The organism is Sphingomonas sp. 179-I 2A4 NHS (assembly GCF_045369135.1).
Classification (GTDB): domain Bacteria; phylum Pseudomonadota; class Alphaproteobacteria; order Sphingomonadales; family Sphingomonadaceae; genus Sphingomonas.
Window position 1 is genome coordinate 608,167 of record NZ_JBIQFL010000001.1, and the last position, 22,698, is coordinate 630,864.

The window sequence follows — 22,698 nt, forward strand, 5'->3', positions numbered from 1 at the left end:
CGGCTCAGCTCGCGGCGCGCCGGTTCCACGGCATCATGCGCAGCAGGTTCGCCATCCCACACCAGCCGGTCGCCCCGGCGAGCATCAGGCCGGCACCAACGAAGGCGGACAGGCCGAAGAAGGCGGGAGTGACGAACAGGCCCAGCAGCACGCCCGCAAGCACCAGCATGCCTGCCGTGATCTGCACCTGCCGCATGACCTCAAGTGGCTGGGCGCGATCGACCACCGTCGGTTGCCCGGCCGAGCGCCAGGCATCCACGCCGCCATCCAGGATATAGGCCGGGGCGCCTGCGGCAGCGGCGGCGAGCGCGCTGGCGTTGGCAGCCGTGCGCATCCCCGACTTGCAGTGGAAGATCACCGGGCGCTCTTCGCGCCGCAGGGTGGCAACGCGGTCGAGCGGCAGATTGACCGCACCGGGAATGCGCTCGCGCGCGAATTCGTCAGCGCCGCGGATGTCGACCAGCCGCGCGCCGCCATCGAGGGCGACGCGCGCGTCGCGCGGGGACAGGGTGGGAAGCATCAATCAACGTCCTTGCAGTAAAGTTGGTAGAGGGTGGCGAGAAGCGTTTCGACGCGGGGATCCGCGATCGCGTACCAGAGCGTCTGGCTCTCGCGCCGGAAGGCGACGAGGCCTTCGTCCCGCATCTTCGCGAGATGCTGCGAACAGGCGGACTGCGACAGGCCGACATCGCGGGCGAGGGTGGTGACCGTCACCTCGCCATGCTCGACCAGCTTGCACAGCAGCATCAGCCGCCGGGGATTGCCGATTGCCTTGAGCGTGTCGGCAACGTGGCCGGCCTTTTCCTCGAACGTCGCCAGATCCATCGGCGGCTTCAGCATCTGCTTCTCCATTAGATATTGCTAATTTAGCAATCTCTAATACATGTGCAAGGCATGATGGAGCCGAATATGACCCAGCCTTTCATCAAGGCCTTCTTCGATGAGCCGACCAACACGATCAGCTATCTCGTCGGCCACCCTGCCACCCGCATCGCGGCGGTGATCGACCCGGTGCTCGATTTCGACCTGGCGAGCGGCGAGGTGGATAGCCGGTCCGCAGAGCGGATCCTCGCCTTTGCCGATGAGGACGGATGGCAGATCGCGATCGTGCTCGAGACCCATGCGCATGCCGATCACCTGTCGGCGGCGCCCTTCATCAAGGCGCATACGGGCGCATGGATCGGCATCGGCGCGCACATCCGCGACGTGCAGCGCATCTTTCGGCCGGTATTCGCGATGACGGACCTGAAAATCGACGGATCGGACTTCGACCGGCTGTTCGACGACGGCGAGCGGTTCCAGATCGGCGACCTTGCCGTCGAGGTGCTGCACGTGCCCGGCCATACGCCAGCCGATGTCGCCTATCTGATCGGTGATGCCGCGTTCGTCGGCGATACCCTGTTCATGCCCGATTATGGCACCGCGCGTGCCGACTTCCCGGGTGGCGACGCCCGCACTTTATATCGCTCGATCCGCCGGCTGCTGTCGCTGCCTGGCGAGACGCGCCTGTTCCTGTGCCATGACTATAAGGCGCCCGGTCGCGACGAATATCGCTGGGAAACGACCGTGGACGAGCAGCGTCGATCGAGCGTGCATGTTCATGACGCGGTCAGCGAGGACGCGTTCGTCGCCATGCGCGAGCAGCGCGACGCCGGCCTCGCCGTGCCGCGGCTGTTGTTGCCGTCGATCCAGGTCAACATCCGCGCCGGCCGCTTCCACGAGGCGGCGGACAATGGCGTCACCTATTTGCGCATTCCCGTGAAGCCCCGGGAACGCGCAGAGTAAGGAGGGAAGGGCGCCGATGGTCAGCCGGCGACGAGCAGGCCGTGGTGCTTCTTGCCGGCGGAGATGCGGACCGGCTCGCCGCCTGCGGCCACAATGGCGGCTTCGTCCGAGACCTTCTCGCCGGCGACGCGCGCGCCGCCCTGCTTGATCAGACGGCGGGCCTCGCCCTTGGAGGCGCAGAAGCCGAGGCCAACGAGCACGTCGACCAACGCCACCTCGCCGTCCGCGGCGAAGGTGGGGAGCGCGTCGCCGCTGGCGCCTTCCTCGAAGGTCTTGCGGGCGGTCTCCGCCGCCTGCTCCGCTGCCTCGCGGCCGCGGCACATCGCGGTGGCTTCATTGGCGAGGATCTTCTTCGCCTCGTTGATCTCCGCGCCCTCGAGCTTTTCGAGGCGGGCGATCTCGTCCTCCGGCAGGTCGGTGAACAGGCGCAGGAAGCGGCCGACGTCGCGGTCATCGGTGTTGCGCCAGAACTGCCAGTAATCGAAGTGCGGCAGCTGATCCTCATGCAGCCAGACGGCGCCGGAGACGGTCTTGCCCATCTTCTGCCCGTCGGCGGTGGTCAGCAGCGGGGTGGTGACGCCGAACACCTCGGTCCCGTCCATGCGGCGGGCGAGTTCGATGCCGTTGACGATATTGCCCCATTGATCGCTACCGCCCATCTGCAGCCGCACGCCATGGCGCAGCGACAGCTCGCGGAAGTCATAGGCCTGCAGGATCATGTAGTTGAATTCGAGGAAGCTGAGCGACTGCTCGCGGTCGAGCCTGAGCTTCACCGAATCGAACGACAGCATCCGGTTGACCGAGAAATGCTGCCCGACCTCGCGCAGGAAGGGTATGTATTCGAGCTTGTCGAGCCAGTCGGCATTGTCGACCATCACCGCGTCTGTCGGGCCGTCGCCGAACGTGAGGAAGCGTTCGAAGATGCGGCGGATCGAGGCGACGTTGGCGCCGATGCGATCCTCGGTCAGCAGCTGACGCGATTCTTCCTTGAACGACGGATCGCCGATCTTGCCGGTGCCGCCGCCCATCAGGACGATCGGCTTGTGCCCGGTCTGCTGCAGGCGGCGCAGCAGCATGATCTGGACAAGGCTGCCGACGTGGAGCGACGGCGCGGTCGGATCGAAGCCGATATAGCCCGGCACCACTTGGCGAGCGGCGAGCGCATCGAGCGCCGCCGCATCGGTCATCTGGTGGATGTAGCCGCGGTCCGTGAGGACGCGGAGCAGATCGGACTTTGCTTCGGTCATAGTGGAGCGGCACATGCCCTCACCAGGCGGCGCCCGCAAGCGGGCCGGGCGTCCCGGTTAACGCTTGGGCAGTTGAGTCGTCGGGTCGACCGGGTTGCGGCCCTTGCGCAATTCGAAGTGCAGTTCGGGCTGATCGGCAAAGCCGGTGTCACCGGACAGTGCGATCGTCTGGCCCTTCTTCACCGCCTGGCCGCGCTGGACGAGCAGCTTGGAGGCGTGACCGTACACGCTGGTCCAGTTCTCGCCGTGGCGGACGATGATGAGGCCGCCGAGCGCAGCGATGCCGTCACCGACATAGGCCACGGTGCCGTCGGCGGCGGCGCGGACCGGCGTTTCGGTCGGCACCGCGATCTTGATGCCGTTGTTGCGCTGACCACTGGCGCCGGCGCCGAAGCGGCCGACGATGCGGCCGTCGACCGGCCACATGAAGCGGCCCGGGCTGCTGGTGGGCGGCGCCACCGCCGCAGTGGCGGGAAGGACGCGGCGCGGCGTCGCGACCGGTTTCGCCGGTGCCTGGTTTTCCGCGATGGCGGGCTCGCCGCCGGTGATGATATCATCGATGTCGAGGCGGAAGGCGGCGGCGCGCTCAGCAGCGCTGCGCGGGCGCGTGTCACCCGGGATCAGGATCCGCTGCCCGGTGCGCAGGATGTAAGGCTCGCTGAGGTTGTTCGCGGCGACGATGTGCGACCATTCGACGCCATAGGCGCGGGCGATCGCGATGCCGGTCTGACCGGAACGCACGAGGTGATAGCGGCCGCCGGGGATGCGCAGCCGCTGGCCGGCGTAGATGACGAACGGGGCGGACAGGCCGTTGGCGCGCGCTATCGCTTCGGAGCCGGCGCCGGTCCGCTCCGCGATGGCGCGCAGCGAGTCGCCGGAACGCACGACATAGGTTTGATCCGGAACCTGGCGCGCATCGTCCGCCACTCCGCGCTGCTCCCACGCGGGCGGCGGGGCGGGAAGCTGATCCACCTGCTCCTGCGGCCGCGGCCCGGGACGGGGCGGCGGATAACTGCCGCCCGTATCGGGACGCGGCGGAGTGGGCCGCGCCGGGCGGTCGACCGAGGGAATGCATCCCGCCAACGCGATCGCGAGCGGCAGCGCAAGCGGGATACGGTTCGTCATTACCGCTGCATTAACCCTGGACGGGCCGCGGCTCCAGTCGGTTCAGGCCCCCGAGATACGGCTGCAGCACCGAGGGCACCGCGACCGAGCCGTCGGCCTGCTGGTAATTCTCCAGGATCGCCACGATCGTCCGGCCGATCACCAGGCCGGAGCCGTTGAGCGTGTGGACGAAGCGGGTCGCCTTTTCGCCTTCCGGGCGGAAGCGGGCGTTCATGCGGCGCGCCTGGAAATCGGTGCAGGTGGAGCAGGACGAGATCTCGCGATAGCGATCCTGCCCCGGCAGCCACACTTCGATGTCATAGGTGCGGGCGGCGGAGAAGCCCATGTCGCCAGTGCACAGCTTCATGCGGCGGAACGGCAGCTCCAGCCGGGTCAGCACGTCCTCCGCCGCGGCGGTCATCCGCTCATGCTCCGCCTCCGACTGATCGGGCTCGACGATCGAGACCATCTCGGCCTTGTCGAATTGATGCTGGCGTATGAAGCCGCGCGTATCGCGCCCCGCGGCGCCCGCTTCGGAGCGGAAGCAGGGGGTGAGGGCGGTGAAGCGCAGCGGCAGATCGGTCGCCGACAGGATCTTCTCGCGCACGATGTTGGTGAGGCTGACCTCACTCGTCGGGATCAGCCAGCGACCGTCCGTGGTGCGGAACAGATCCTCGGCGAACTTGGGCAACTGGCCTGTGCCGAACATCGCCTCGTCACGTACGAGGAGCGGCGGGATCACTTCCTCATAGCCATAGTCGCGCGTCAGCACGTCGAGCCCATATTGGCCAAGCGCGCGGGCGAGCTTCGCGACATGGCCGCGCACCAGCGTGAAGCGCGCGCCGGACAGCAGTGCGCCGGTTTCGAAGTCGAGACCGAGCGCAGGGCCGATCGCATCATGCTCGCTGATCGCGAAATCGAACGTCGGGCGCTGGCCCCGTTCGTGGACGAGCTGATTGTCGTTCTCGTCCGCGCCGTCGGGCACGTCGGCGAGCGGGAGATTGGGCAGGCCGGCGAGGAGGCTGTCGAGTTCGCCGCCGAGCCGTGCTTCCTCCGCCTCAAGCTCGGGCAGCCGCTGCTTCAGCGTGGCGACTTCCGCCATCAGCGCGGCGGCGGTTTCCTCGTCCTTCTTGGCCTTGGCGGCGCCGATGGCCTTCGACGCCTCGTTGCGGCGCGCCTGGCCGACCTGAAGCTCCGTCACCACCTCACGGCGGCGGCGATCGAGATCGAGGATGGTGGCGGCGTCCGCCGGCTTGCCACGGCGCGCCATGGCGGCGTCGAAGGCGGCGGGATCGTCACGGATCAGGCGAATGTCGAGCATGGCGCGGCGCTATGCCGGGCAGCGACCAGCGAGGCAACCCGGGTGGGTGACGGCGCGTTGGTCGGCAAATACGGCATGCAAGGAGGTATCAACATGCAAGTTCCGCACAACGCCGTCGTTCTGGTGGCGGACGGCCGCAAGCTGCTGTTCCTGCGTAATGAAGGTGACGGCGAATATCCGAACCTGACGGTGGAATATGCGGAGGAGCAGAGCAACCCCGCGGACCGCGACCAGAAGACGGATGCGGCAGGCGCGGCTTCCTCGACGCAGAGTGGCCCGGGGGCGCCGGCGGTGGCGCAGAACGGATCGATGCACGCCCGCGGCGGCGGCGCGCAGTTCGCCCCGGCACGCGGCACGCTGGGCGAGGCGGATTTCCATCAGCTGGAAGAGGATCGCTTTGCGGCCGACGCGGCGGAACTGCTGAAGAAGCGCGCCTTGTCGAACGAATATGAGAAGCTGATCGTGGTCGCGCCGCCCAAGACGCTGGGCGAATTGCGCAAGCATTACCACAAGGAAGTGAGCGATCGGCTTGCGGGCGAGCTTTCCAAGGACCTGACCGGCCACCCCATTTCGGACATCGAGCAGGCGCTGCTGAACGCCTGAGCCGGCCGAGTCGCATTAAAAAGGGCCCGCGCGATGGTGTCGCGCGGGCCCTTTCTGGTGGCGCGATGGTAAGATCAGGCCGCGACTGGTGCCTTCTTGGCGAGGCGGCGGCGCGCAATGAGCGCGGCTGCGGCGGCGCCGAACAGCAGCACCATCGGCGGGGCCGGCACCGGCGAGGGATTGCCGCTGCTGTTGCTGCTGTGCCCGCCGTTCGACGACCAGCCATGGTTCGAGCCCCAGCCGTGGCTGGAACCCCAGCCCTTCGACGACGAGCCGTAGGACGAACTGGACGTCGAGGAAGAGGTGGAGGTTGAGGTCGAGCCGCTGGTCGAGCTGGACGTGGAGGTCGACGAGCCGCCGGTCGACGTGGATGTCGACGAACCGCCCGTCGAGGTGGAGGTGGACGAACCACCGGTCGAGGTGGACGAGCCGCCGGTCGACGTCGAGGTCGAGCCGCCGCTGGAGCTGGACGTCGAGGAGACCACGATCCCGCCCGAGCCGCCACTCCCGCCCGAGCCACCGAAGAAGCCGCCAGCGAAGAAGCCGCCGCCGCCAAAGCCGCCGCCACCGATGATCGGCGCTGCCACCGGCGCGCCGCCGCCCGAGACGACCGGCGCTGCTGCGGGCAGCGGCACGGGAATGGGGGCAGCCTGACTGGCGACCGTCACCACCGCGGGCGCGCAGGTGGTGGTGGTGTTCTTCACGATCGTGCGGACCCTGGTGCGCGGCGGCGGCGGGCGCTTCGCCACCCGCTTCACGGGCGTCGACTTCTTGGTGAAGGACGTGCGCGCCTTCTGCGTTTCCGCCACGTGCACAGCGCCCCCACCGACGATCGCGCCACCGACCGTGCACGCGCAGAGTTTCGCCAAAGCCATCCGCACCGACATGATGTCTCTTTCAATCAAGAACGACGTTACCGCCGCATTGCCCCTCGCGACGACGAGGGGCTGCTATCACCGTAAAGTGCGAAACAAAGCATTAAGCGCAACGTGATTCGGTGCGATTCACCGTCTCAAGATCGTATTTCCCGCAGGTTTGCTGACAAAATCATGGTTAACGTGCCAGTAGGGGACGGAACTTGCCGCGGCTGCGAACATGAATTCCCCCCGTTCTCGTGGATGGAATGCTCACACTTATTGGTGAGTCGAGTGCAGGAGCGCTTGTCCGTTAGTTAAGGCGCGACTATAGGGCGCGCCTGGGGCGCTCAGTGGTGCTTTGAGAAACGCTGTGACGCCGGCGGGGAGACAGGTCGATGGCGACGGCGTACAATCGCGTGGATCAGACTGAGGTATCCGGCTTCGCGGCCAATGACGGCGACGATGGTTACCGGCCACATGCTGACGAGCCCTTCATGAACCCACGCCAGCAGGCGTATTTCCGGAACAAGCTGCTGGCATGGAAGGAAGCGATCCTGCGCGAGGCGCAGGGCACCCTTTCCCAATTGCAGATCGATTCGATCCGCGAGCCCGATCTCAACGATCGCGCTTCAAGTGAAACCGACTGGTCGATCGAACTTCGCACCCGTGATCGCCAGCGCAAGCTGATCGGCAAGATCGAGGCCGCGCTGCGGCGGATCGATGACGGCGAATATGGCTATTGCGAAGTGACCGGCGAGCCGATCAGCCTGGGTCGGCTGGAAGCGCGGCCGATCGCCACCATGACGGTCGAGGCGCAGGAGCGGCACGAGCGGCAGGAAAAGGTGTCGCGCGAGGAATAAAGCGCGCGCAGGTGGCGCCATTGCGGACGCGTCTTCGTAATTCGTCAAGAAATACGGTCGTATCCAGAAGCCATGGATCCTGCCCGCGAAAACGTCTTCCTCGAGGCAGCGCCTGCCGACGGCGGGGCGCGTGGCCGTGACAGCCTGTTCCTGCTCGCGAGCCTGAAGGTGGAAGGCATGGCCGAGGCGATGCCAGTCCGCGTCCGCAACCTTTCCGCTGGCGGGCTGATGGCCGAATTGCCCGAGCCGGTATCACCCGACAGTGCGGTGGAGATCGATCTTCGCGGCGTCGGCAAGATCAAGGGCCGGGTCGCATGGCAGACCGAGGGACGCGCCGGGATCGCGTTCGACCGGCAGATCGATCCGCAACGTGCGCGCAAGCCGGTGGGCACAGCCAAGAGCGACGACTCGCCCAAGCCGCTCCGCTTCCCCGGCTAAACGACGCGCCATCAACGCCGGGCTAGACGGGCCCGCCCCAATCATGCCAAAGCCGCCGCCCGGACACGCGGGCGTGGCGGAATGGTAGACGCAGCGGACTCAAAATCCGCCGTTGGTGACAACATGTCGGTTCGAGTCCGACCGCCCGTACCACGCTGGTCCCTCGACCGCGGCCGCCGGATCGGGCATCGCGTGCGGCGATGTCATCGATTTCCCTTCTCCGATCGCGAACCGCTGCCGCCCACGAGGCGGTCGACGCTGCCTTTGGCGGGTTCGATCTGCTCGACCGGGAGGCTTATACGCGCTTCCTGGCGGCGCATGCCAAGGCGCTGCCGATTGCGGAGGCGAGAGCCGCGGCAGTCTGGCCGGATCTTCGCCCGCGCTTGCCGTTACTGGCCGAGGATCTCGTCCAATTGGGCCATGAGGGGCCAGTGGTGGCCACACCGCGCGCGGCGAATGACGATCCGCGCGCTTGGGGCGCGCTCTATGTGGTGGAAGGATCGCGTTTGGGCTTCGGGATGCTGGCCAAGCAGGTGGGCGGCGGGCTGCCGACCGCTTATCTGGCCGCGACTCACGCGCCGGGCGAATGGCGCGACATCCGCTCCGCGATCGACGCGGCTGGAGAGGGGAAGGACGAGCATTGGGCCGAGGAGCTGGTCGCCGGTGCGCTCGAGACGTTCGATCTTTATGCCGCTGCCGCGCGGGCTGCGTGAGCGGCCGTCACTGATCGAAATCGTTGGTCTTGTCGTCCGTTCCGTGCAGCTTCGACCATAAGGCGCCGGTTCCCGCTTCCTGCGCGCGGTTGACGAATTGCGAGGCGACCAGCCAGCCCTTGATCGGCTGGAGCGGCAGCAGCGTGCCGATCACCATGACCGGAACCGATGTGAGGAGGTGGACCCAGGCGGGGGGATCAAACGCGACCTGCAGCCAGACCACGAAGGCGGTGAGCGGCAGGGCGATGATGCACAGCGAGAAGAAGGCGGGGCCGTCGTCCGGTGCAGCGAAGCGATAGTCGAGCCCGCAATTGTCGCAGCGATCGGCAAGCTTCAACCAGGAGCGGAACATCTTTCCCTGGCCGCAGCGAGGACAAAGGCCCTTCCAGCCGCACTTCATGATCCAGCGGAACTTGGCTTCACCGCTCAGCGGCGCGCGCGCGGATACATGTTCATCTGTCATGCGCGGGAGGTAGGGAGCCGCGCGGGCGACCGCGATGAGACAAATTGTCCTATTTCCATCGCCGCCACCTAACGCGTCTTGTCCTCGATCAGCGCCGTCACGATCGTGCGCAGACCCGGATGGTTATCGACCTGTTCCAGCTCGCCATCGAGCCGCGCCATCATCGCATCCATCATCCGGCTGCCGAAGCCGCGGCGATCGCCGGACAGGCCCTGCCCCTGATCGGCGACGATCAGGCGCAGGCGATTGCGGTGCTGCTCCAGCGCGATGTCGATCGGGCCCGAGCCGCCGGGATAGGCATATTTGGTGGCGTTGATGACGAGTTCAGCCGCGATCAGCCCGATGCTGACGGCGCGATCGGTGGGGATCAGCATCGGCATGAGATCGACCGTCATCTGCGATGCCCAGTTCTGGCCGAGCGAGTTCTTGATGTCGCCGATCAGCTCCTCGAGGTAGCGCGCGAGGTCGATCGTCTCAATCTGATCGTCGCGGTACAGGCGGCGGTGGACGAGGGCGACAGCGGAAAGCCGCGAACGTGCCTCGATCAGCTGATCCGCGACCGGGCCGGGGCCAGCGTCACGCGCCTGAAGCGACAGGAAGGCAGCGACGAGTTGGAGGCTGTTCTGGACGCGATGGTCCACCTCCTTCATCAGCACGTCCTTCTGGCCGAGCAGCACGTCCTTTTCGGCCGAGGCGCGTTCGAGCTCGTGATAGAGGCGCTGGCGCTCACGCGCGTCGCCTGCCTCGCGCAGCACACGGCGCAGGCGATGCGAGGCTTCGACCTGTTCGAGCGTCCAGCGGCGCGAGCGGCCACGCACCGTCTCGCTCCACGACTGGAACGAGGTGCGCGGGGTGAGCATCTCACCCTCGCCGATGCCGGTGCCCTTGTGCGGGTTGCCGGCCCATTCGACTTCCTCGATCTGTTCGACGCGGAACCAGACGAGCGTCGCCTGCTCCTCGGGCACGGGCAGGGTGAGAATGCCGCTGGCGCGATCGGCAAAGCCCTCCGCGGCGGGCAGCACGCTGGAGAGATGATGCGTCGCGAACGCCTCGGTCGAGTTGCGCTCGCGCAGCCAGTCCCCGATCGCGCGGATATGATCTGAGTCGGGACAGCGGCCGTAGCAGTCGATCCCCCCGGGATGGAGCACCGCCACGCCATCGGCATCGAACATGCGGCGCAGGTCGTCGGCGCGGGCAGCGACGGCGCTGGTGAGCGGCGGCCGAAGCGACGGTACGAGCGAGTCCTCGGCGGCCCGCAGGGCGAGCCGCTCGCGGTAGCTTTCCGCCTCTTCCTTGGCGCGGATCTGGCGCGCGAGGCCGCCGGCAAGCGCCACGCCGGCAAGCCGCACGTCGAGCGGCATGGCGATCGGCGTGCGGTGATGGCAGGCGATGAGGCCCCACAGCACGCCATCCTTGACGATCGAGATGGAGGCGGAGGCGCCGACGCCCATGTTCTTGAGATACTGGACGTGGATCGGCGAGACGCTGCGCAGCGCCACGTCGCTGAGATCGACATCCGCGAAAGGGGCGGGGCGGAGCGGGGCCGGGACATAATCCACGTCCGGGATGACGCGGGCGCGGTTGCGCACATAGAGCGCGCGGGCCTGGCGCGGGATGTCGCCGGCCGGGAAATGGTGATGCATGAAGCTGCTGAGGGCCGGATCGCGGTCCTCGCCGACGACGCGGCCGGCATCATCGTCGAGGAAACGATAGACCATCACGCGATCAAAGCCGGTGAGCGCGCGAAAGGCGCTGGCGGCGCGAGCGCACAGCGCCTGCAGCGTGGGCGCGCGTTCGAAGCTGGCGGCGATCGAGTCCATCCAGGCGAGCATGTCACCCGCGAGCATCGGTTCGGCAGCGGCCGGCTCGAGCTCGACGATCAGCCGATCACTGCCGCGATGGATCGCCACGTCATAGTTGCGATCGCGCAGCCGAACACCGGCGGCGCGGATCGTGCCGCCCGAGCCGGGCGCGATCGTGCCGAGCCGCGCCGCGACGTCCTGGGAAAGCAGGGTATCGAGTTTGGCGCCGCGCCAGGAATAGCCAAAGGTGCCTTCAAGATCGCCGGCACCCGCGACGACGCGGTACGTGTCTGGCGCCGCGATCAGCAGCAAACCGTGGGGCTGAATCGCCCCGGGGATATGGATTGGTTCCCGATCGCAATCCGTCAGGTCGGGCATGGCCCGCTCGCTATGCGCCGCCATGACCCTCTTTCTCAACGCGGATCAAAGAGGCATGGCGCACGCACGCGAGCGGTGCAACTGATCTATGTTAATAAAGCGGCTTACTCCGCCGCTGCGGCGTAGCGGCTGACCATCGACTGCAAGCGGTTCTCGATGATGTCTTCCGCCTGGGCGACGATGCGGTCGACCAGCTCCTTCACGGTGGGCACGTCCTCGATCAGGCCCTGCACCATGCCGGCCGACCAGATGCCGCCATCGGTATCGCCGGCCTGCATTGCATCCTGGCCGCGCTTGCCGGCGACGAGGTGCTGGATGTCGCTGAACTGGGCGCCGCCGGCGCGCTCGATCTTCACCACCTCGTCGGACACGGCGTTCTTCATCACGCGCGCGGTGTTGTGCATCGTGCGGAAGATGAGGTTGGTCGCGCGCTCGTCGTTCTCGATCATCTTCTGCTTGAAGCTGTCGGCGATCTGCGCCTCCTGCGTGACGCAGAAGCGCGTGCCCATGTTGATGCCGTCCGCACCGAGCGCGAGCGCGGCGACGAGGCCGCGGCCATCACCAAAGCCGCCCGAGGCGAGCATCGGGATCTTCACCTTGTTGGCGGCGGCCGGGATCAGGATGAGGCCGGGGATGTCGTCCTCACCCGGGTGACCGGCGCATTCGAAGCCGTCGATCGAAATGGCATCGACGCCCTTGCGCTCAGCGGAGAGCGCGTGGCGGACGCTGGTGCATTTGTGGATGATCTTGACCCCGGCGGCCTTGAACATCTCCCACTGCTCGGCGACCGCTGGGGTGCCGGCGGTCTCGACGATCTTGATGCCCGAATCGATGATCACCTGCGCATAAGCGTTGTAATCGGGGGCGTTGATCGTCGGGAAGACGGTGAGGTTCACGCCGAACGGCTTGTCGGTGAGATCCTTGGTGCGCTGGATTTCCTTCGCCAGTTCCTCCGGCGACGGCTGAGTCAAAGCGGTGATGAAGCCGAGCGCGCCGGCATTGGCGACGGCGGCGACGAGCTGCGCCTTGCCGACCCACTGCATGCCGCCTTGTGCAATCGGATAATCGATCCCGAACGTTTCGGTGAACCGTGTCTTGAGCATTTGCCTCTCCCCTGGGCCGCCGCAGTCGGCGGGGTAACGTAACAGATGTTATGCTGATCTGAATGGCGTCGCAAGCCTTGCCGCCGGCCGCCCGCCCGGCTCCCCGCCGGGGCGACGGCCGGCTAGCCTGACGATCAGAAGACGCTGCCGAGCGCCTGCTTCCCCGAACGCGGGCGGATCTGGCTGTTGCGATAGTCGACGTCGCTCCAGTCGAGTTCCTTGAACTCCTGTCGGCGCGGGCCGAGGTAGCCGAACAGGAAGGCTGCGACCTTGCGCATCTGGATCTCCTCCGCGCCTTCGGTGATGCGATAGCGACGGTGATGGCGATAGATGTGCTCGAACGCCTTGTGCCGCGAATAGCCGATGCCGCCATGCACCTGCATCGCGCGGTCCGCCGCCTCGCAGCAGAGCCGATTGCCCCAGTAATTGCACATCGACACCTTGTCGGAGAGGCGCTTCTCCACCTCGTGGTGCGGCATCTGGTCCATTTCCCAGGCGGTCTTGCGGATCAGCAGGCGAAGCATCTCGGCCTGGGTGGCGAGCTCCACGAGCGGGAACTGGATCGCCTGGTTGCGGGCAAGATCCTCGCCGAAGGGCTTGCGCTGGCGCGCGTAGCGGATCGATTCCTCGATGCAGTAGGTCGCGGCACCCAGCGATGACGCCGCCTGGCGGATACGGTTTTCGTGCACGAAGGCCTGAGCGACGGGAAGGCCGTTCTCCGGATCGCCGAAGATCGTCGTTTCCGGCACCCACACGTCCTTGAAGCTGACGCGCGGGTGATCGGTCGGCATGTTGAAGGTCCAGAGATATTCCTCGACCTTCACGCCCTCATCGTCGGTCGGCACCAGGAAGCAGGTGATGCCCTTCGCCGCGCCATCCTCGCCGCTGGTGCGGGCGAACAGCGCGCAATGCGTCGCTACGTGCATGCCCGTCGTCCACATCTTTTCGCCGTTGATGACATAGCCGGGAACGCCATTGCGAGATTCCGGCACCGCGCGCGTTTCCATATGGGTCGCGTCGGAGCCGTGATACGGCTCGGTCAGGCCGAAGGTCACCCGGCGGGTGCCGTTCAGCGTGCCGGTGATGAACTCTTCCTTCTGCTCCTCGGTGCCGAAATCGTCGAACATCTTGGCGAAGGGATTGTTGGCGACGATCGAATGCTCGGTCTGCAGATCGTTGTGGAGGCCGAGGCCCTTGGCGGCGAGATACTCGCGGATCACGCACATCCACAGGTTCGACCCGCCCTTGCCGCCGAACTTGGGATCCATGGCGAAGCGCAGATGCCCCGCCTTGTCGGCGCGGCGCTTCGCCTCCCGCATCAGCTCTTCCCACTCATGGCGCGGCAGGCCGTCGTTCTCGAAATCGGTGCGGGCATATTCGCGACGGTGGTCAAAAAAGCGGACGTTATCGTCGGCTTCCTCGAGCGGCTTGATCTCCGCTTCGATGAAGGCGTCCAGCTCCTTCAGATAGTCGAGCAGATCCTGCGGCAAACCGAAATCCATGGCCCTCTCCCGAATTAAGTCGATCCTTTTAACTTGCGTAGCGCGCTCAGGCAGGATTTACAGCCCCTAAATCAAACAAGCCGAGGGGCGATGGCGGAGAGGCTTTCGAAAGACGAGTTGGCGCGGCGATTGTCCGCGCTTGCACCGCGCATGGCCCCGGGGGCGGAGCGGGTTGAGAATCTGGTACGCCTGACGGGCGGCGCCAGCATGGAAACCTGGGCGTTCGATGCGGTGGGGGCGGGGGATGCGAAGACGCCGCTGATCCTGCGGCGACGCACGCGGATGGTGATGAACTCCGCCGTCTCGAAGCCGCCGCTGCGGCGGGAGGCTGAGGCTATCGCGCTGGCGGTTGAGGCCGGCGTGCCGGCGCCAATCGTGACCTATGTCTGCGACGAGGAGGCGGACGGGCTGGACGAGGCCTATGTCATGCACCGTGTCGCCGGCGAGACGCTGGGCAAGAAGATCACCAGCGATCCCGCGTTCGAGCCGGCACGCGGCAAGCTCGCGCGGCAATGCGGTGCGGCGCTGGCGCGGATCCATTCGGTCGAGCCGCTCGATGGACTGGACCAGACTGACGCCGAGACGACGCTCGCCAATTACGAGGCGATGTGGCGGGCGACCGGCGCGGTGCGGCCCACGATCGAGGCGGCGTTCCGGTGGCTCGAGAAAAGGCTGCCGAAGGAGAAGGTGACGTCCCGCTTCGTCCACGGGGATTTCCGCAACGGCAACATCATGGTCGATCCGAACGAGGGGCTGGTCGCGGTGCTGGACTGGGAATTGGTGCATGTCGGCGACCCGGCGGAGGACTTAGGCTGGCTGTGCACCAACAGCTGGAAGTTCGGCCGGCCGGATCGCTATGTCGGTGGCTTCGGCGACGTGCAGGACCTGCTCGATGGCTATGCCGAAGCGGGCGGCGAGCCGATCAGCGCGGCGCGAGTCGATTTCTGGTCGATGCTCGGCAGTCTCAAGTGGGGCGTCATGACGATGGGCATGTACGCGAGCTTCGCCTCCGACCCGAGCGCCGGGCCGGAGCGCGGCGTGATCGGCCGCCGTTTGTCGGAGACGGAGGCTGACATCGTGGCGATCATCGAAAGGAACGCGGCATGATCACGCATCCGACGGCGCAGGAACTGGTGGCGGGCGTCGCGCAATGGCTGCCGGTCGATGGCAGCGCCAGCGTCTTTGGCCTGCGCGTGGCGCGCAACGCGCTGGAGATCGCCGCGCGTGACATGGCGCTGAGCCCCGCCGCGGATGCGCGTGCGGTGGAGCGGATGCGTGCGCTGCTGCACCGTGACGGCACGCGTGACGAGTTGGACGCGGCGCTGGTCGCCGCGATCCGCAGCGGGGCGATCGCCCCGGACGATCCCGCGCTGGTCGCGCACCTGAAGGCAACGGCGCTGGACACGATCGCGATCGACCAGCCGAAATATGCCCATACGCTTGGCGCGCCCGTCTGAAGCTCTATAGGCCATCCGGATCATCTCCGTTCGCCCTGAGCTTGTCGACGGGCGTGTCGTTCGGCCCGTCGCCGCTTGGCACGGGTGTCGACAGGCTCAGCCCGAACGGGGCGGGGCGTTTCGCTCCTGGCACTATGGTGGAGTAGATTATGGCCGGCATGGGCGCGTTCGATTGGGCGGATCCGTTTCTGCTCGACGAGCAACTGAGCGAAGACGAGCGGATGGTGCGCGATACCGCGCGTGCCTATGCGCAGGAGAAACTGGCGCCGCGGATCATCGATGCGTTCGCCAATGAAGTGACCGATCCCGCGATCTTCCGCGAGATGGGCGAGCTTGGCCTGCTGGGCCCGACGATCCCGGAGGAGTATGGCGGCGTCGGCGCGTCGTACGTCGCCTACGGCCTGGTCGCGCACGAGGTGGAGCGGATCGATTCGGGGTACCGCTCGATGATGAGCGTCCAGTCCAGCCTCGTGATGTACCCGATCCATGCCTATGGCTCGGAGGAGCAGAAGCGGAAGTATCTGCCCAAGCTCGCGAGCGGCGAGTGGATCGGCTGCTTCGGCCTGACCGAGCCGGATGCGGGCTCCGACCCGGGCGGCATGAAGACCCGGGCGGTCAAGACCGACGGCGGCTATCGCCTGTCCGGCAGCAAGACCTGGATCTCCAATGCGCCGATCGCCGACGTGTTCGTCGTGTGGGCGAAGAGCGATGCGCATGGCGGCGGGATTCGCGGCTTCGTGCTCGAGAAGGGCATGAAGGGGCTGTCAGCGCCCAAGATCGAGGGCAAGCTCTCGTTGCGCGCGTCGATCACCGGCATGGTGATGATGGATGATGTCGAGGTGGGCGAGGATGCATTGCTCCCGGATGTTCAGGGGCTGAAGGGGCCGTTCGGCTGCCTCAACCGCGCTCGCTACGGCATCAGCTGGGGCGCGATCGGCGCGGCGGAGTTCTGCATGCACGCCGCGCGGCAGTACGGCCTCGATCGCCACCAGTTCGGCCGGCCGCTCGCCGCGACACAGCTGTATCAAAAGAAGCTGGCGGACATGGAGACGGAGATCGCGCTCGGTCTTCAGGCGTCGTTGCGGGTCGGCCGGCTGATGGACGAGGGCCGGTTCGCGCCGGAAATGGTCTCGATCGTGAAGCGCAACAATGTCGGCAAGGCGCTGGATATCGCCCGCGTCGCGCGTGACATGCACGGCGGCAACGGCATCTCGGGCGAATATCAGGTGATGCGCCACGTGATGAACCTCGAAACGGTGAACACCTATGAGGGCGCGCATGACGTGCACGCGCTGATCCTCGGCCGCGCGATCACAGGCATCGCCGCCTTCTGAGCGCCGGCACATGAAGGAAACCCCGCTCAAGGGCATCAAGGTCGTCGAGCTTGCCCGCATCCTCGCCGGCCCCTGGGCGGGGCAGATCCTGGCCGACCTCGGCGCCGAGGTGATCAAGGTACAGAGCCCCGCGGGCGATGATACCCGCACCTGGGGCCCGCCGTTCGTCGAGCATGACGGCGACCGCGCCGCGGCCTATTACCACGCCTGTAACCGCGGCAAGACGAGCATCATTGCGGACTTCACCAAGGCGGAGGACGTGGCACGGGTGAAGTCGCTGATCGCCGATGCGGACGTGGTGATCGAGAACTTCAAGGTCGGTGGGCTGGCCAAATACGGGCTCGATTACGCGAGCCTGGCGCCGGATCATCCGCGCCTCGTCTATTGCTCGATCACCGGTTTCGGCCAGACCGGGCCTTATGCGCACCGTGCCGGTTATGATTTCATCATCCAGGGCATGGGCGGAATCATGTCGCTGACCGGCGAGCCGGACGGCGCGCCGCAGAAGATCGGCGTCGCCTTCGCCGACATCATGACCGGGCTGTATGCCACGATCGGCATCCAGGCCGCGCTGATGATGCGCGCGCGGACGGGGCGGGGCCAGCAGGTGGATTGTGCGTTGCTCGACACGATGGTTGGGGTGCTCGCCAACCAGGCCGCGAACTATTTCGCCAGTGGCGAGAACCCGGCGCGGATGGGCAATGCCCATGCGAACGTCAGCCCCTATGCCGTGTTCCCGACCAGCGATGGCTGGTTCATTCTGGCGGTGGGCAATGACGCGCAATATCACCGCTTCGCCGCCATCGTCGGGATCGGACCGGATCCGCGGTGGGACACCAATTCCGGGCGGATCGAGCATCGCGCGCCATTGTTCGCGCTGATTGAGGAGCGCTGCCGCACCTTCATGCGTGATGACCTGCTTGCCAGGCTGGAGGCGGCGGGGGTGCCGGCGGGGCCGATCAACACCGTGGAACAGGCGCTGAACGACCCGCAGGTGCAGGCGCGCGGCATGGTGCTGCCGGTGAACGACACGCGGCCGATCGCAGGGCTGCGCACGCCGATCCAGTTCTCCGGCGCGGATCTGGCGCTGGACAAGGGTGCGCCGCCGCTCGTGCGGGGATAGTCGGACGCTCCGACCAAGCCGGAGCCGCGGGTGCCGGTTGGCGCGGGCTTCGGCAGGGTTGGCCCGAGCGGTTCCCCGAGGCGGCATAACTTTTGTTGTGCTCACCGCCGCCGCGCGATACGCCTGCCGGCAAATCAATCGGGAGAGAGACATCGTGAGCAACGCGCCACTCGCCGGCATTCGTATCGTTGAGTTCGCCGGGATCGGCCCCGGCCCGTTCGCCGGCATGATGCTGGCGGACCATGGTGCGGAAGTGATCCGGATCGACCGCCCGGTGAAGGGCGGCAGCGGCATTTCGATCGACAGCAAGGACCCGCTGCTGCGCAGCCGCAAGTCGATCGGCATGGACCTGAAGAACCCCAAGGCGATCGAGGCGGTGCGCAAGATCGTGAAGGGCGCGGACGCGATCATCGAAGGCTATCGCCCGGGGGTGATGGAGCGGCTGGGGCTGGGGCCGGACGTGCTGCTCGCGGACAATCCGAAGCTCGTCTACGGCCGCATGACCGGCTGGGGCCAGTACGGCCCGATGGCGCCGGAGCCGGGCCACGACATCAACTATATCGCGATCTCGGGCGCGCTTCACGCCTTCGGGCGCAAGGGCGAGAAGCCGACGCCGCCGATCAACATGGTCGGCGATTTCGGCGGCGGCGGCATGTTCCTGGCGTATGGCATGCTCGCCGCGCTGCTCCATGCCGCGCGGACCGGCGAGGGGCAGGTGGTCGATGCGGCGATGACCGATGGCTCCGCGGTGCTGATGACGATGATGTGGGGCTTCCGCGGCATGGGCCGGTGGAGCGACGAGCGCGGCACCAATCTGCTCGATACCGCGGCGCACTTCTACGACACCTATGAGACGAGCGACGGCAAGTTCATCTCGCTCGGCGCCATCGAGCCGCAATTCTACGCCGAGTTCCGCAACGTCATGGGGCTGAGCGACGAGAAATGGGCCGCGCAGATGGACGCCCGCCAGTGGCCTGCGCTGAAGGACGAATTGACCGCGCTGTTCAAGACCAGAACGCGCGACGAATGGGTCGCGGCGTTCAAGGGGCACGACGTGTGCTTCGCGCCCGTGCTGGGCTTCGACGACGCCTACAATGATGAACACAACAAGGCGCGCGGCACCTTCACCGAGGTGAACGGGATCAAGCAGCCCGCGCCGGCGCCGCGTTATTCCAAGAGCGAGACAGTGGCGCCGACGCTGGGCGGCGAGCGCCGGGACGCGGAGGTTCTGCGCGAGCTCGGCTTCGACGATGCCGAGGTGGCGGCGCTGGGTTATTGAGGGAGAGAAATGATGGTGGCGAGCGCGCACTACCTGACCTCCGCCGAGGATCGTGACGGCAACGTCTGGGTCGTGCGCGCCGACGATGATGCGACGGCGCATCATGTGGCGGACCTGTTCCGCCTCAGTGACCATGTGCGCGTGACGATCATCTCGCCGGACGACCCGCTCGATCTGGATTGAGCGGGGCCCGCGTTCGGGTAGAGCGGGGACATGCCGAGACTGACCGTCAACAACGAGGCGATCGAATATCGCCTCGATCCGGCCACGCCGCTGCTGTGGGCGCTGCGCGATGCGTCCAACCTCACCGGCGCCAAATATGGCTGCGGCACCGGAAGCTGCGGCGCGTGCACCGTCGATGTCGACGGGCGCGCCGTCCGATCGTGCCAGGTGACGCTGGCGGAGGTGGAGGGGAGCTTCGTCACCACCGTGGAAGGGCTGTCGCGGGAGCGCGCGCATCCGGTGCAGGCGGCGCTGCTGGCCGGCAACGTCGTCCAATGCGGCTATTGCATCCCAGGCATCGTCATGGCGGCCGCGGTGCTGATCAAGAACGACCGGGACCCGTCGGAGGCGAAGATCCGCCGCGCGATCACCAACATCTGTCGATGCGGCATCTACCCCAGGCTAGTGGAGGCGATCCAGCGCGCGGCGAGCGCCGCACGTGGCGACGAGACCTTGCCGACCACCACCAGACCGGGGATCGACCCCGCGGAGGCGGCGAAGAGCGTGCCGGCGCTCAGTCCTCGCTGATCCGGCTGGTCGCGCGCGTGTCGCGCATGCGGATGTAGATCACCAGCGACACCGCGATCATGCCGGTGACATACCAGTAGAAGCCGCGCTCCCAGCCAGCGTTCTTGAACGACAAAGCGACGTATTCCGCGGTGCCGCCGAACAGGGTGTTGGCGAGCGCATAGGGGAGGGCGACCCCCAGCGCACGGATGTTGGCCGGGAACAGTTCCGCCTTCACCACCGCGTTGATCGAGGTGTAGCCGGTAACGATCACCAGCGCCGCCATCACCAGCAGGCCGGCAATGATCGGGCTGCGCACCGTCTCCAGCGTGGCGAAGATCGGGTAGGTGGCGAGCACGCCGAGCACGCCGAAGCCGATCATCAGCGGCTTTCGCCCGATGCGATCGCTGAGGCCCCCCGCAAGCGGCTGAAGGCACATGAAGACGAAAAGGGTGGCGGCGTTGATCTGGCTTGCCGTCTGGCGATCGAAGCCGCTGGTGTTGACCAGGAACTTCTGCATGTAGATCGAGTAAGCGTAGAAGGCGAGCGTGCCACCGGCGGTGAGCAGCATCACCGTCAGCGTTTCGCGGGGATGGTGCGTGACGAGCGTCCAGAAGCCCGACTTTGGCCCTTCCGCGCGCTTGAAGCTCTCCGTTTCGGCGAGCCCGCGGCGGATGCGGAAGACAACGATAGCCAGCACGCCGCCGACCGCAAAGGGGATGCGCCAGCCCCAGGCGTCGAGCGCGGCCTCGCTCATCGCCGATTGCAGCACGAGAAGGACGAGGAGCGCGGTGAGCTGGCCTGCGATCAGCGTCACATATTGGAAGCTGGAGAAGAAGCCGCGGCGATCGCGTCCGGCCATTTCTGACAGGTACGTCGCGCTGGCGCCATATTCGCCGCCGACCGACAGCCCCTGCATCAGCCGGGCAATGACCAGCAGGGCGGGGGCGAAGACGCCGATCGTCTCATAGCCCGGCGTGATCGCGATCAGGAACGAGCCGGCGCACATCAATGTGACGGACAGGGTGAGACCGGCCTTGCGGCCGCGGCGATCGGCATAGACGCCCATGACCCAGGCGCCGATCGGCCGCATGACGAAGCCGACGGCGAAGACCGCCGCCGCGCTCAGGAGCTGCGCGGTCTGATCGCGTTCCGGGAAGAAGTGCGGCGCGAAATAGAGCGTGAAAGCAGCATAGGCATACCAATCGTACCATTCGACGAGGTTGCCGGTGGAACCGCCGATGATCGATTTGAGGCGCGGGTTCATGGCTCGACCTCGCCGGGCGGGAGATCCTCGATCGGCGGCAAGCGGCCGGCCAGCGCGGCGGCGAGTTGTTCACGATCGAGCGTGTTCTCCCACCGGGCGACGACCAGCGTCGCCACGGCATTGCCGATGAAGTTGGTGAGGCTGCGGCATTCGGACATGAAGCGATCGACGCCGAGGATCAGTGCCATGCCGGCGACGGGCACAGACGGCACGATCGAGAGCGTCGCGGCGAGCGTGATGAAGCCCGCGCCAGTGACGCCCGCCGCACCCTTCGACGACAGCATCGCGACGCCAAGCAGCAGCACCTGCTCGCCCAGCGACAGGTCGATCCCGGTTGCCTGGGCGATGAACAGCGCGGCGAGCGTCATGTAGATGTTCGTGCCATCGAGGTTGAAGGAATAGCCGGCGGGCACGACGAGGCCGACGATCGATTTGGGCGCGCCGGCACGTTGCATCTTCTCGATCAGCGCGGGCAGCGCAGCCTCGGAGGAAGAGGTGCCGAGGACCAGCAGAAGCTCCGCCTTGAGATATCCGATGAGGCGCAGGATCGAGAAGCCGGCGAGCCGCGCGACCGTGCCCAGCACGACCAGGACGAACAGCAGCGAGGTGAGATAGAAGGTGCCGACCAGCCAGGCGAGGTTAGCGAGCGTGCCGACGCCATAAGTGCCGATGGTGAAGGCCATCGCGCCGAACGCGCCGATCGGAGCCGCGCGCATCAGGATCGAGACGATCCGGAAGACGACGATCGACACGTCCTCCAGGAACGACAGGACCTTGGCGCCGCGCTCGCCCACCGACACCAATGCGATGCCGAACAGGATCGCGACGAGCAGCACCTGGAGGATGTTCCCCTGCGTCAGCGAGGAGGGGAGCGTTTCCGGGATGACGGAGAGGACGAAGCCGGTCAGCGTCGTCTCGTGCGCCTTGGCGGCATAGCCCGAGACGGCGCCCGCATCGAGGCTGGCGGGATCGATGTTGAGGCCCTCGCCCGGACGAACGACATTGGCGACGATGAGCCCGACGATCAGGGCCAGCGTTGAGAAGAAAATGAAGTAGATGAATGACTTGGCCGCTACTCTTCCCACGCGGGCGAGATCGTGCATGCCGGCGATACCGGTGACGATGGTGAGGAAGATGACCGGCGCGATGATCATCTTCACCAGCTTGATGAAGCCGTCCCCTAGCGGCTTCAGCGCGGCGCCGGCAGACGGATAGAAATGCCCGATCGCAATGCCGAGCGCGATCGCGACCAGCACCTGAACGTACAATTGCCGATACCAGGGAAGCGGCGTGCGCAGGACGCCAGCAGTTTCCGGTAGCACGTGTCTTCGAC

General features: G+C 66.6%; 24 protein-coding genes and 1 tRNA gene. 13 read left to right on the forward strand and 12 right to left on the reverse strand.

Going from position 1 to position 22,698, the window contains the following annotated elements; genetic code table 11:
• Nucleotides 1-4: 4 nt before the first annotated feature.
• Nucleotides 5-523, reverse strand: coding sequence for a rhodanese-like domain-containing protein (locus ACH0CP_RS02740; protein WP_046410754.1), 519 nt, complete (start codon nt 521-523; stop codon nt 5-7).
• Nucleotides 520-840 (reverse strand): helix-turn-helix transcriptional regulator, encoded by a 321-nt coding sequence (locus tag ACH0CP_RS02745; protein WP_186314011.1) that lies wholly within the window; start codon nt 838-840, stop codon nt 520-522. Before ACH0CP_RS02745 ends, ACH0CP_RS02740 begins: the two co-directional genes overlap by 4 nt.
• A 69-nt stretch (nt 841-909) precedes the next feature.
• Between ACH0CP_RS02745 and ACH0CP_RS02750 the strand changes: the two genes are divergently transcribed.
• Nucleotides 910-1,785 (forward strand): MBL fold metallo-hydrolase, encoded by an 876-nt coding sequence (locus ACH0CP_RS02750; RefSeq protein ID WP_046411776.1) that lies wholly within the window; start codon nt 910-912, stop codon nt 1,783-1,785.
• Between the two features lie 20 nt (nt 1,786-1,805).
• Here ACH0CP_RS02750 and tyrS read toward each other — a convergent pair whose 3' ends face one another.
• The 3 genes from tyrS to serS are packed head-to-tail and all read right to left on the reverse strand — an operon-like array spanning nt 1,806 to nt 5,457.
• Nucleotides 1,806-3,032, reverse strand: a complete 1,227-nt coding sequence (gene tyrS, locus ACH0CP_RS02755; protein ID WP_294442925.1) for a tyrosine--tRNA ligase — start codon at nt 3,030-3,032, stop codon at nt 1,806-1,808.
• Between the two features lie 57 nt (nt 3,033-3,089).
• Nucleotides 3,090-4,157 carry a M23 family metallopeptidase gene (locus ACH0CP_RS02760; RefSeq protein ID WP_294442924.1) on the reverse strand — a complete coding sequence of 356 codons (1,068 nt, stop codon included), beginning with the start codon at nt 4,155-4,157 and terminating at the stop codon, nt 3,090-3,092.
• Between the two features lie 10 nt (nt 4,158-4,167).
• Nucleotides 4,168-5,457 (reverse strand): serine--tRNA ligase, encoded by a 1,290-nt coding sequence (gene serS / locus ACH0CP_RS02765; protein ID WP_294442923.1) that lies wholly within the window; start codon nt 5,455-5,457, stop codon nt 4,168-4,170.
• Between the two features lie 93 nt (nt 5,458-5,550).
• Here serS and ACH0CP_RS02770 point away from each other — a divergent pair, with 93 nt between their 5' ends.
• Complete coding sequence (locus ACH0CP_RS02770) at nt 5,551-6,060, forward strand: host attachment family protein (RefSeq protein WP_294442922.1); 510 nt, start codon at nt 5,551-5,553, stop codon at nt 6,058-6,060.
• A gap of 74 nt (nt 6,061-6,134) precedes the next feature.
• Here ACH0CP_RS02770 and ACH0CP_RS02775 read toward each other — a convergent pair whose 3' ends face one another.
• Nucleotides 6,135-6,947, reverse strand: a complete 813-nt coding sequence (locus ACH0CP_RS02775; protein ID WP_294442921.1) for a hypothetical protein — start codon at nt 6,945-6,947, stop codon at nt 6,135-6,137.
• 365 nt (nt 6,948-7,312) lie between these two features.
• Here ACH0CP_RS02775 and dksA point away from each other — a divergent pair, with 365 nt between their 5' ends.
• From dksA to ACH0CP_RS02795, 4 genes are all read left to right on the forward strand, one after another.
• Nucleotides 7,313-7,777, forward strand: a complete 465-nt coding sequence (gene dksA, locus ACH0CP_RS02780) for an RNA polymerase-binding protein DksA (protein ID WP_294442920.1) — start codon at nt 7,313-7,315, stop codon at nt 7,775-7,777.
• Between the two features lie 72 nt (nt 7,778-7,849).
• On the forward strand, nt 7,850-8,215 hold the full coding sequence (locus ACH0CP_RS02785) for a PilZ domain-containing protein (RefSeq protein ID WP_294442919.1): 366 nt from the start codon (nt 7,850-7,852) through the stop codon (nt 8,213-8,215).
• 67 nt (nt 8,216-8,282) lie between these two features.
• A tRNA-Leu gene (locus tag ACH0CP_RS02790) sits at nt 8,283-8,368 on the forward strand.
• Nucleotides 8,369-8,415: 47 nt separating this feature from the next.
• On the forward strand, nt 8,416-8,928 hold the full coding sequence (locus ACH0CP_RS02795; protein WP_294442918.1) for a biliverdin-producing heme oxygenase: 513 nt from the start codon (nt 8,416-8,418) through the stop codon (nt 8,926-8,928).
• A gap of 7 nt (nt 8,929-8,935) precedes the next feature.
• Here the strand turns inward: ACH0CP_RS02795 and ACH0CP_RS02800 are convergent, their stop codons facing one another.
• From ACH0CP_RS02800 to ACH0CP_RS02815, 4 genes are all read right to left on the reverse strand, one after another.
• The gene (locus tag ACH0CP_RS02800) at nt 8,936-9,391 is read right to left on the reverse strand and encodes a DUF983 domain-containing protein (RefSeq protein WP_294442917.1); all 456 of its coding nucleotides are present in this window, start codon (nt 9,389-9,391) and stop codon (nt 8,936-8,938) included.
• A gap of 68 nt (nt 9,392-9,459) precedes the next feature.
• Nucleotides 9,460-11,571, reverse strand: coding sequence for a histidine kinase dimerization/phosphoacceptor domain -containing protein (locus ACH0CP_RS02805; protein WP_294442915.1), 2,112 nt, complete (start codon nt 11,569-11,571; stop codon nt 9,460-9,462).
• A gap of 104 nt (nt 11,572-11,675) precedes the next feature.
• Entirely contained in the window at nt 11,676-12,674 is a 999-nt protein-coding gene (locus ACH0CP_RS02810) for a nitronate monooxygenase family protein (RefSeq protein WP_294442914.1), read from the reverse strand.
• 134 nt (nt 12,675-12,808) lie between these two features.
• Entirely contained in the window at nt 12,809-14,176 is a 1,368-nt protein-coding gene (locus ACH0CP_RS02815) for an acyl-CoA dehydrogenase family protein (protein ID WP_294442912.1), read from the reverse strand.
• A gap of 90 nt (nt 14,177-14,266) precedes the next feature.
• Between ACH0CP_RS02815 and ACH0CP_RS02820 the strand changes: the two genes are divergently transcribed.
• The 7 genes from ACH0CP_RS02820 to ACH0CP_RS02850 all read left to right on the forward strand — a co-directional run bounded on the left by ACH0CP_RS02820 (nt 14,267) and on the right by ACH0CP_RS02850 (nt 20,119).
• A complete protein-coding gene (locus tag ACH0CP_RS02820) occupies nt 14,267-15,283 on the forward strand; it encodes a phosphotransferase family protein (RefSeq protein ID WP_294442911.1) in 1,017 nt (338 codons plus the stop codon).
• A complete protein-coding gene (locus ACH0CP_RS02825; protein WP_294442910.1) occupies nt 15,280-15,633 on the forward strand; it encodes a DUF6285 domain-containing protein in 354 nt (117 codons plus the stop codon). The genes ACH0CP_RS02820 and ACH0CP_RS02825 overlap by 4 nt, the downstream gene beginning before the upstream one ends.
• 149 nt (nt 15,634-15,782) lie before the next feature.
• Nucleotides 15,783-16,967: an acyl-CoA dehydrogenase gene (locus ACH0CP_RS02830; protein WP_294442907.1), complete on the forward strand. Its 1,185-nt coding sequence runs from the start codon at nt 15,783-15,785 to the stop codon at nt 16,965-16,967.
• Nucleotides 16,968-16,977: 10 nt separating this feature from the next.
• A complete protein-coding gene (locus tag ACH0CP_RS02835) occupies nt 16,978-18,090 on the forward strand; it encodes a CaiB/BaiF CoA-transferase family protein (RefSeq protein WP_294442906.1) in 1,113 nt (370 codons plus the stop codon).
• A gap of 154 nt (nt 18,091-18,244) precedes the next feature.
• Nucleotides 18,245-19,369 carry a CaiB/BaiF CoA-transferase family protein gene (locus ACH0CP_RS02840; RefSeq protein ID WP_294442904.1) on the forward strand — a complete coding sequence of 375 codons (1,125 nt, stop codon included), beginning with the start codon at nt 18,245-18,247 and terminating at the stop codon, nt 19,367-19,369.
• A gap of 12 nt (nt 19,370-19,381) precedes the next feature.
• Entirely contained in the window at nt 19,382-19,552 is a 171-nt protein-coding gene (locus ACH0CP_RS02845) for a hypothetical protein (protein WP_294442902.1), read from the forward strand.
• Between the two features lie 30 nt (nt 19,553-19,582).
• Nucleotides 19,583-20,119: a (2Fe-2S)-binding protein gene (locus ACH0CP_RS02850; RefSeq protein ID WP_294442901.1), complete on the forward strand. Its 537-nt coding sequence runs from the start codon at nt 19,583-19,585 to the stop codon at nt 20,117-20,119.
• Here the strand turns inward: ACH0CP_RS02850 and ACH0CP_RS02855 are convergent.
• Entirely contained in the window at nt 20,106-21,365 is a 1,260-nt protein-coding gene (locus ACH0CP_RS02855) for an MFS transporter (protein WP_294442899.1), read from the reverse strand. The genes ACH0CP_RS02850 and ACH0CP_RS02855 overlap by 14 nt on opposite strands.
• On the reverse strand, nt 21,362-22,687 hold the full coding sequence (locus ACH0CP_RS02860) for a dicarboxylate/amino acid:cation symporter (RefSeq protein WP_294442898.1): 1,326 nt from the start codon (nt 22,685-22,687) through the stop codon (nt 21,362-21,364). Before ACH0CP_RS02860 ends, ACH0CP_RS02855 begins: the two co-directional genes overlap by 4 nt.
• Between the last annotated feature and the right edge of the window lie 11 nt (nt 22,688-22,698).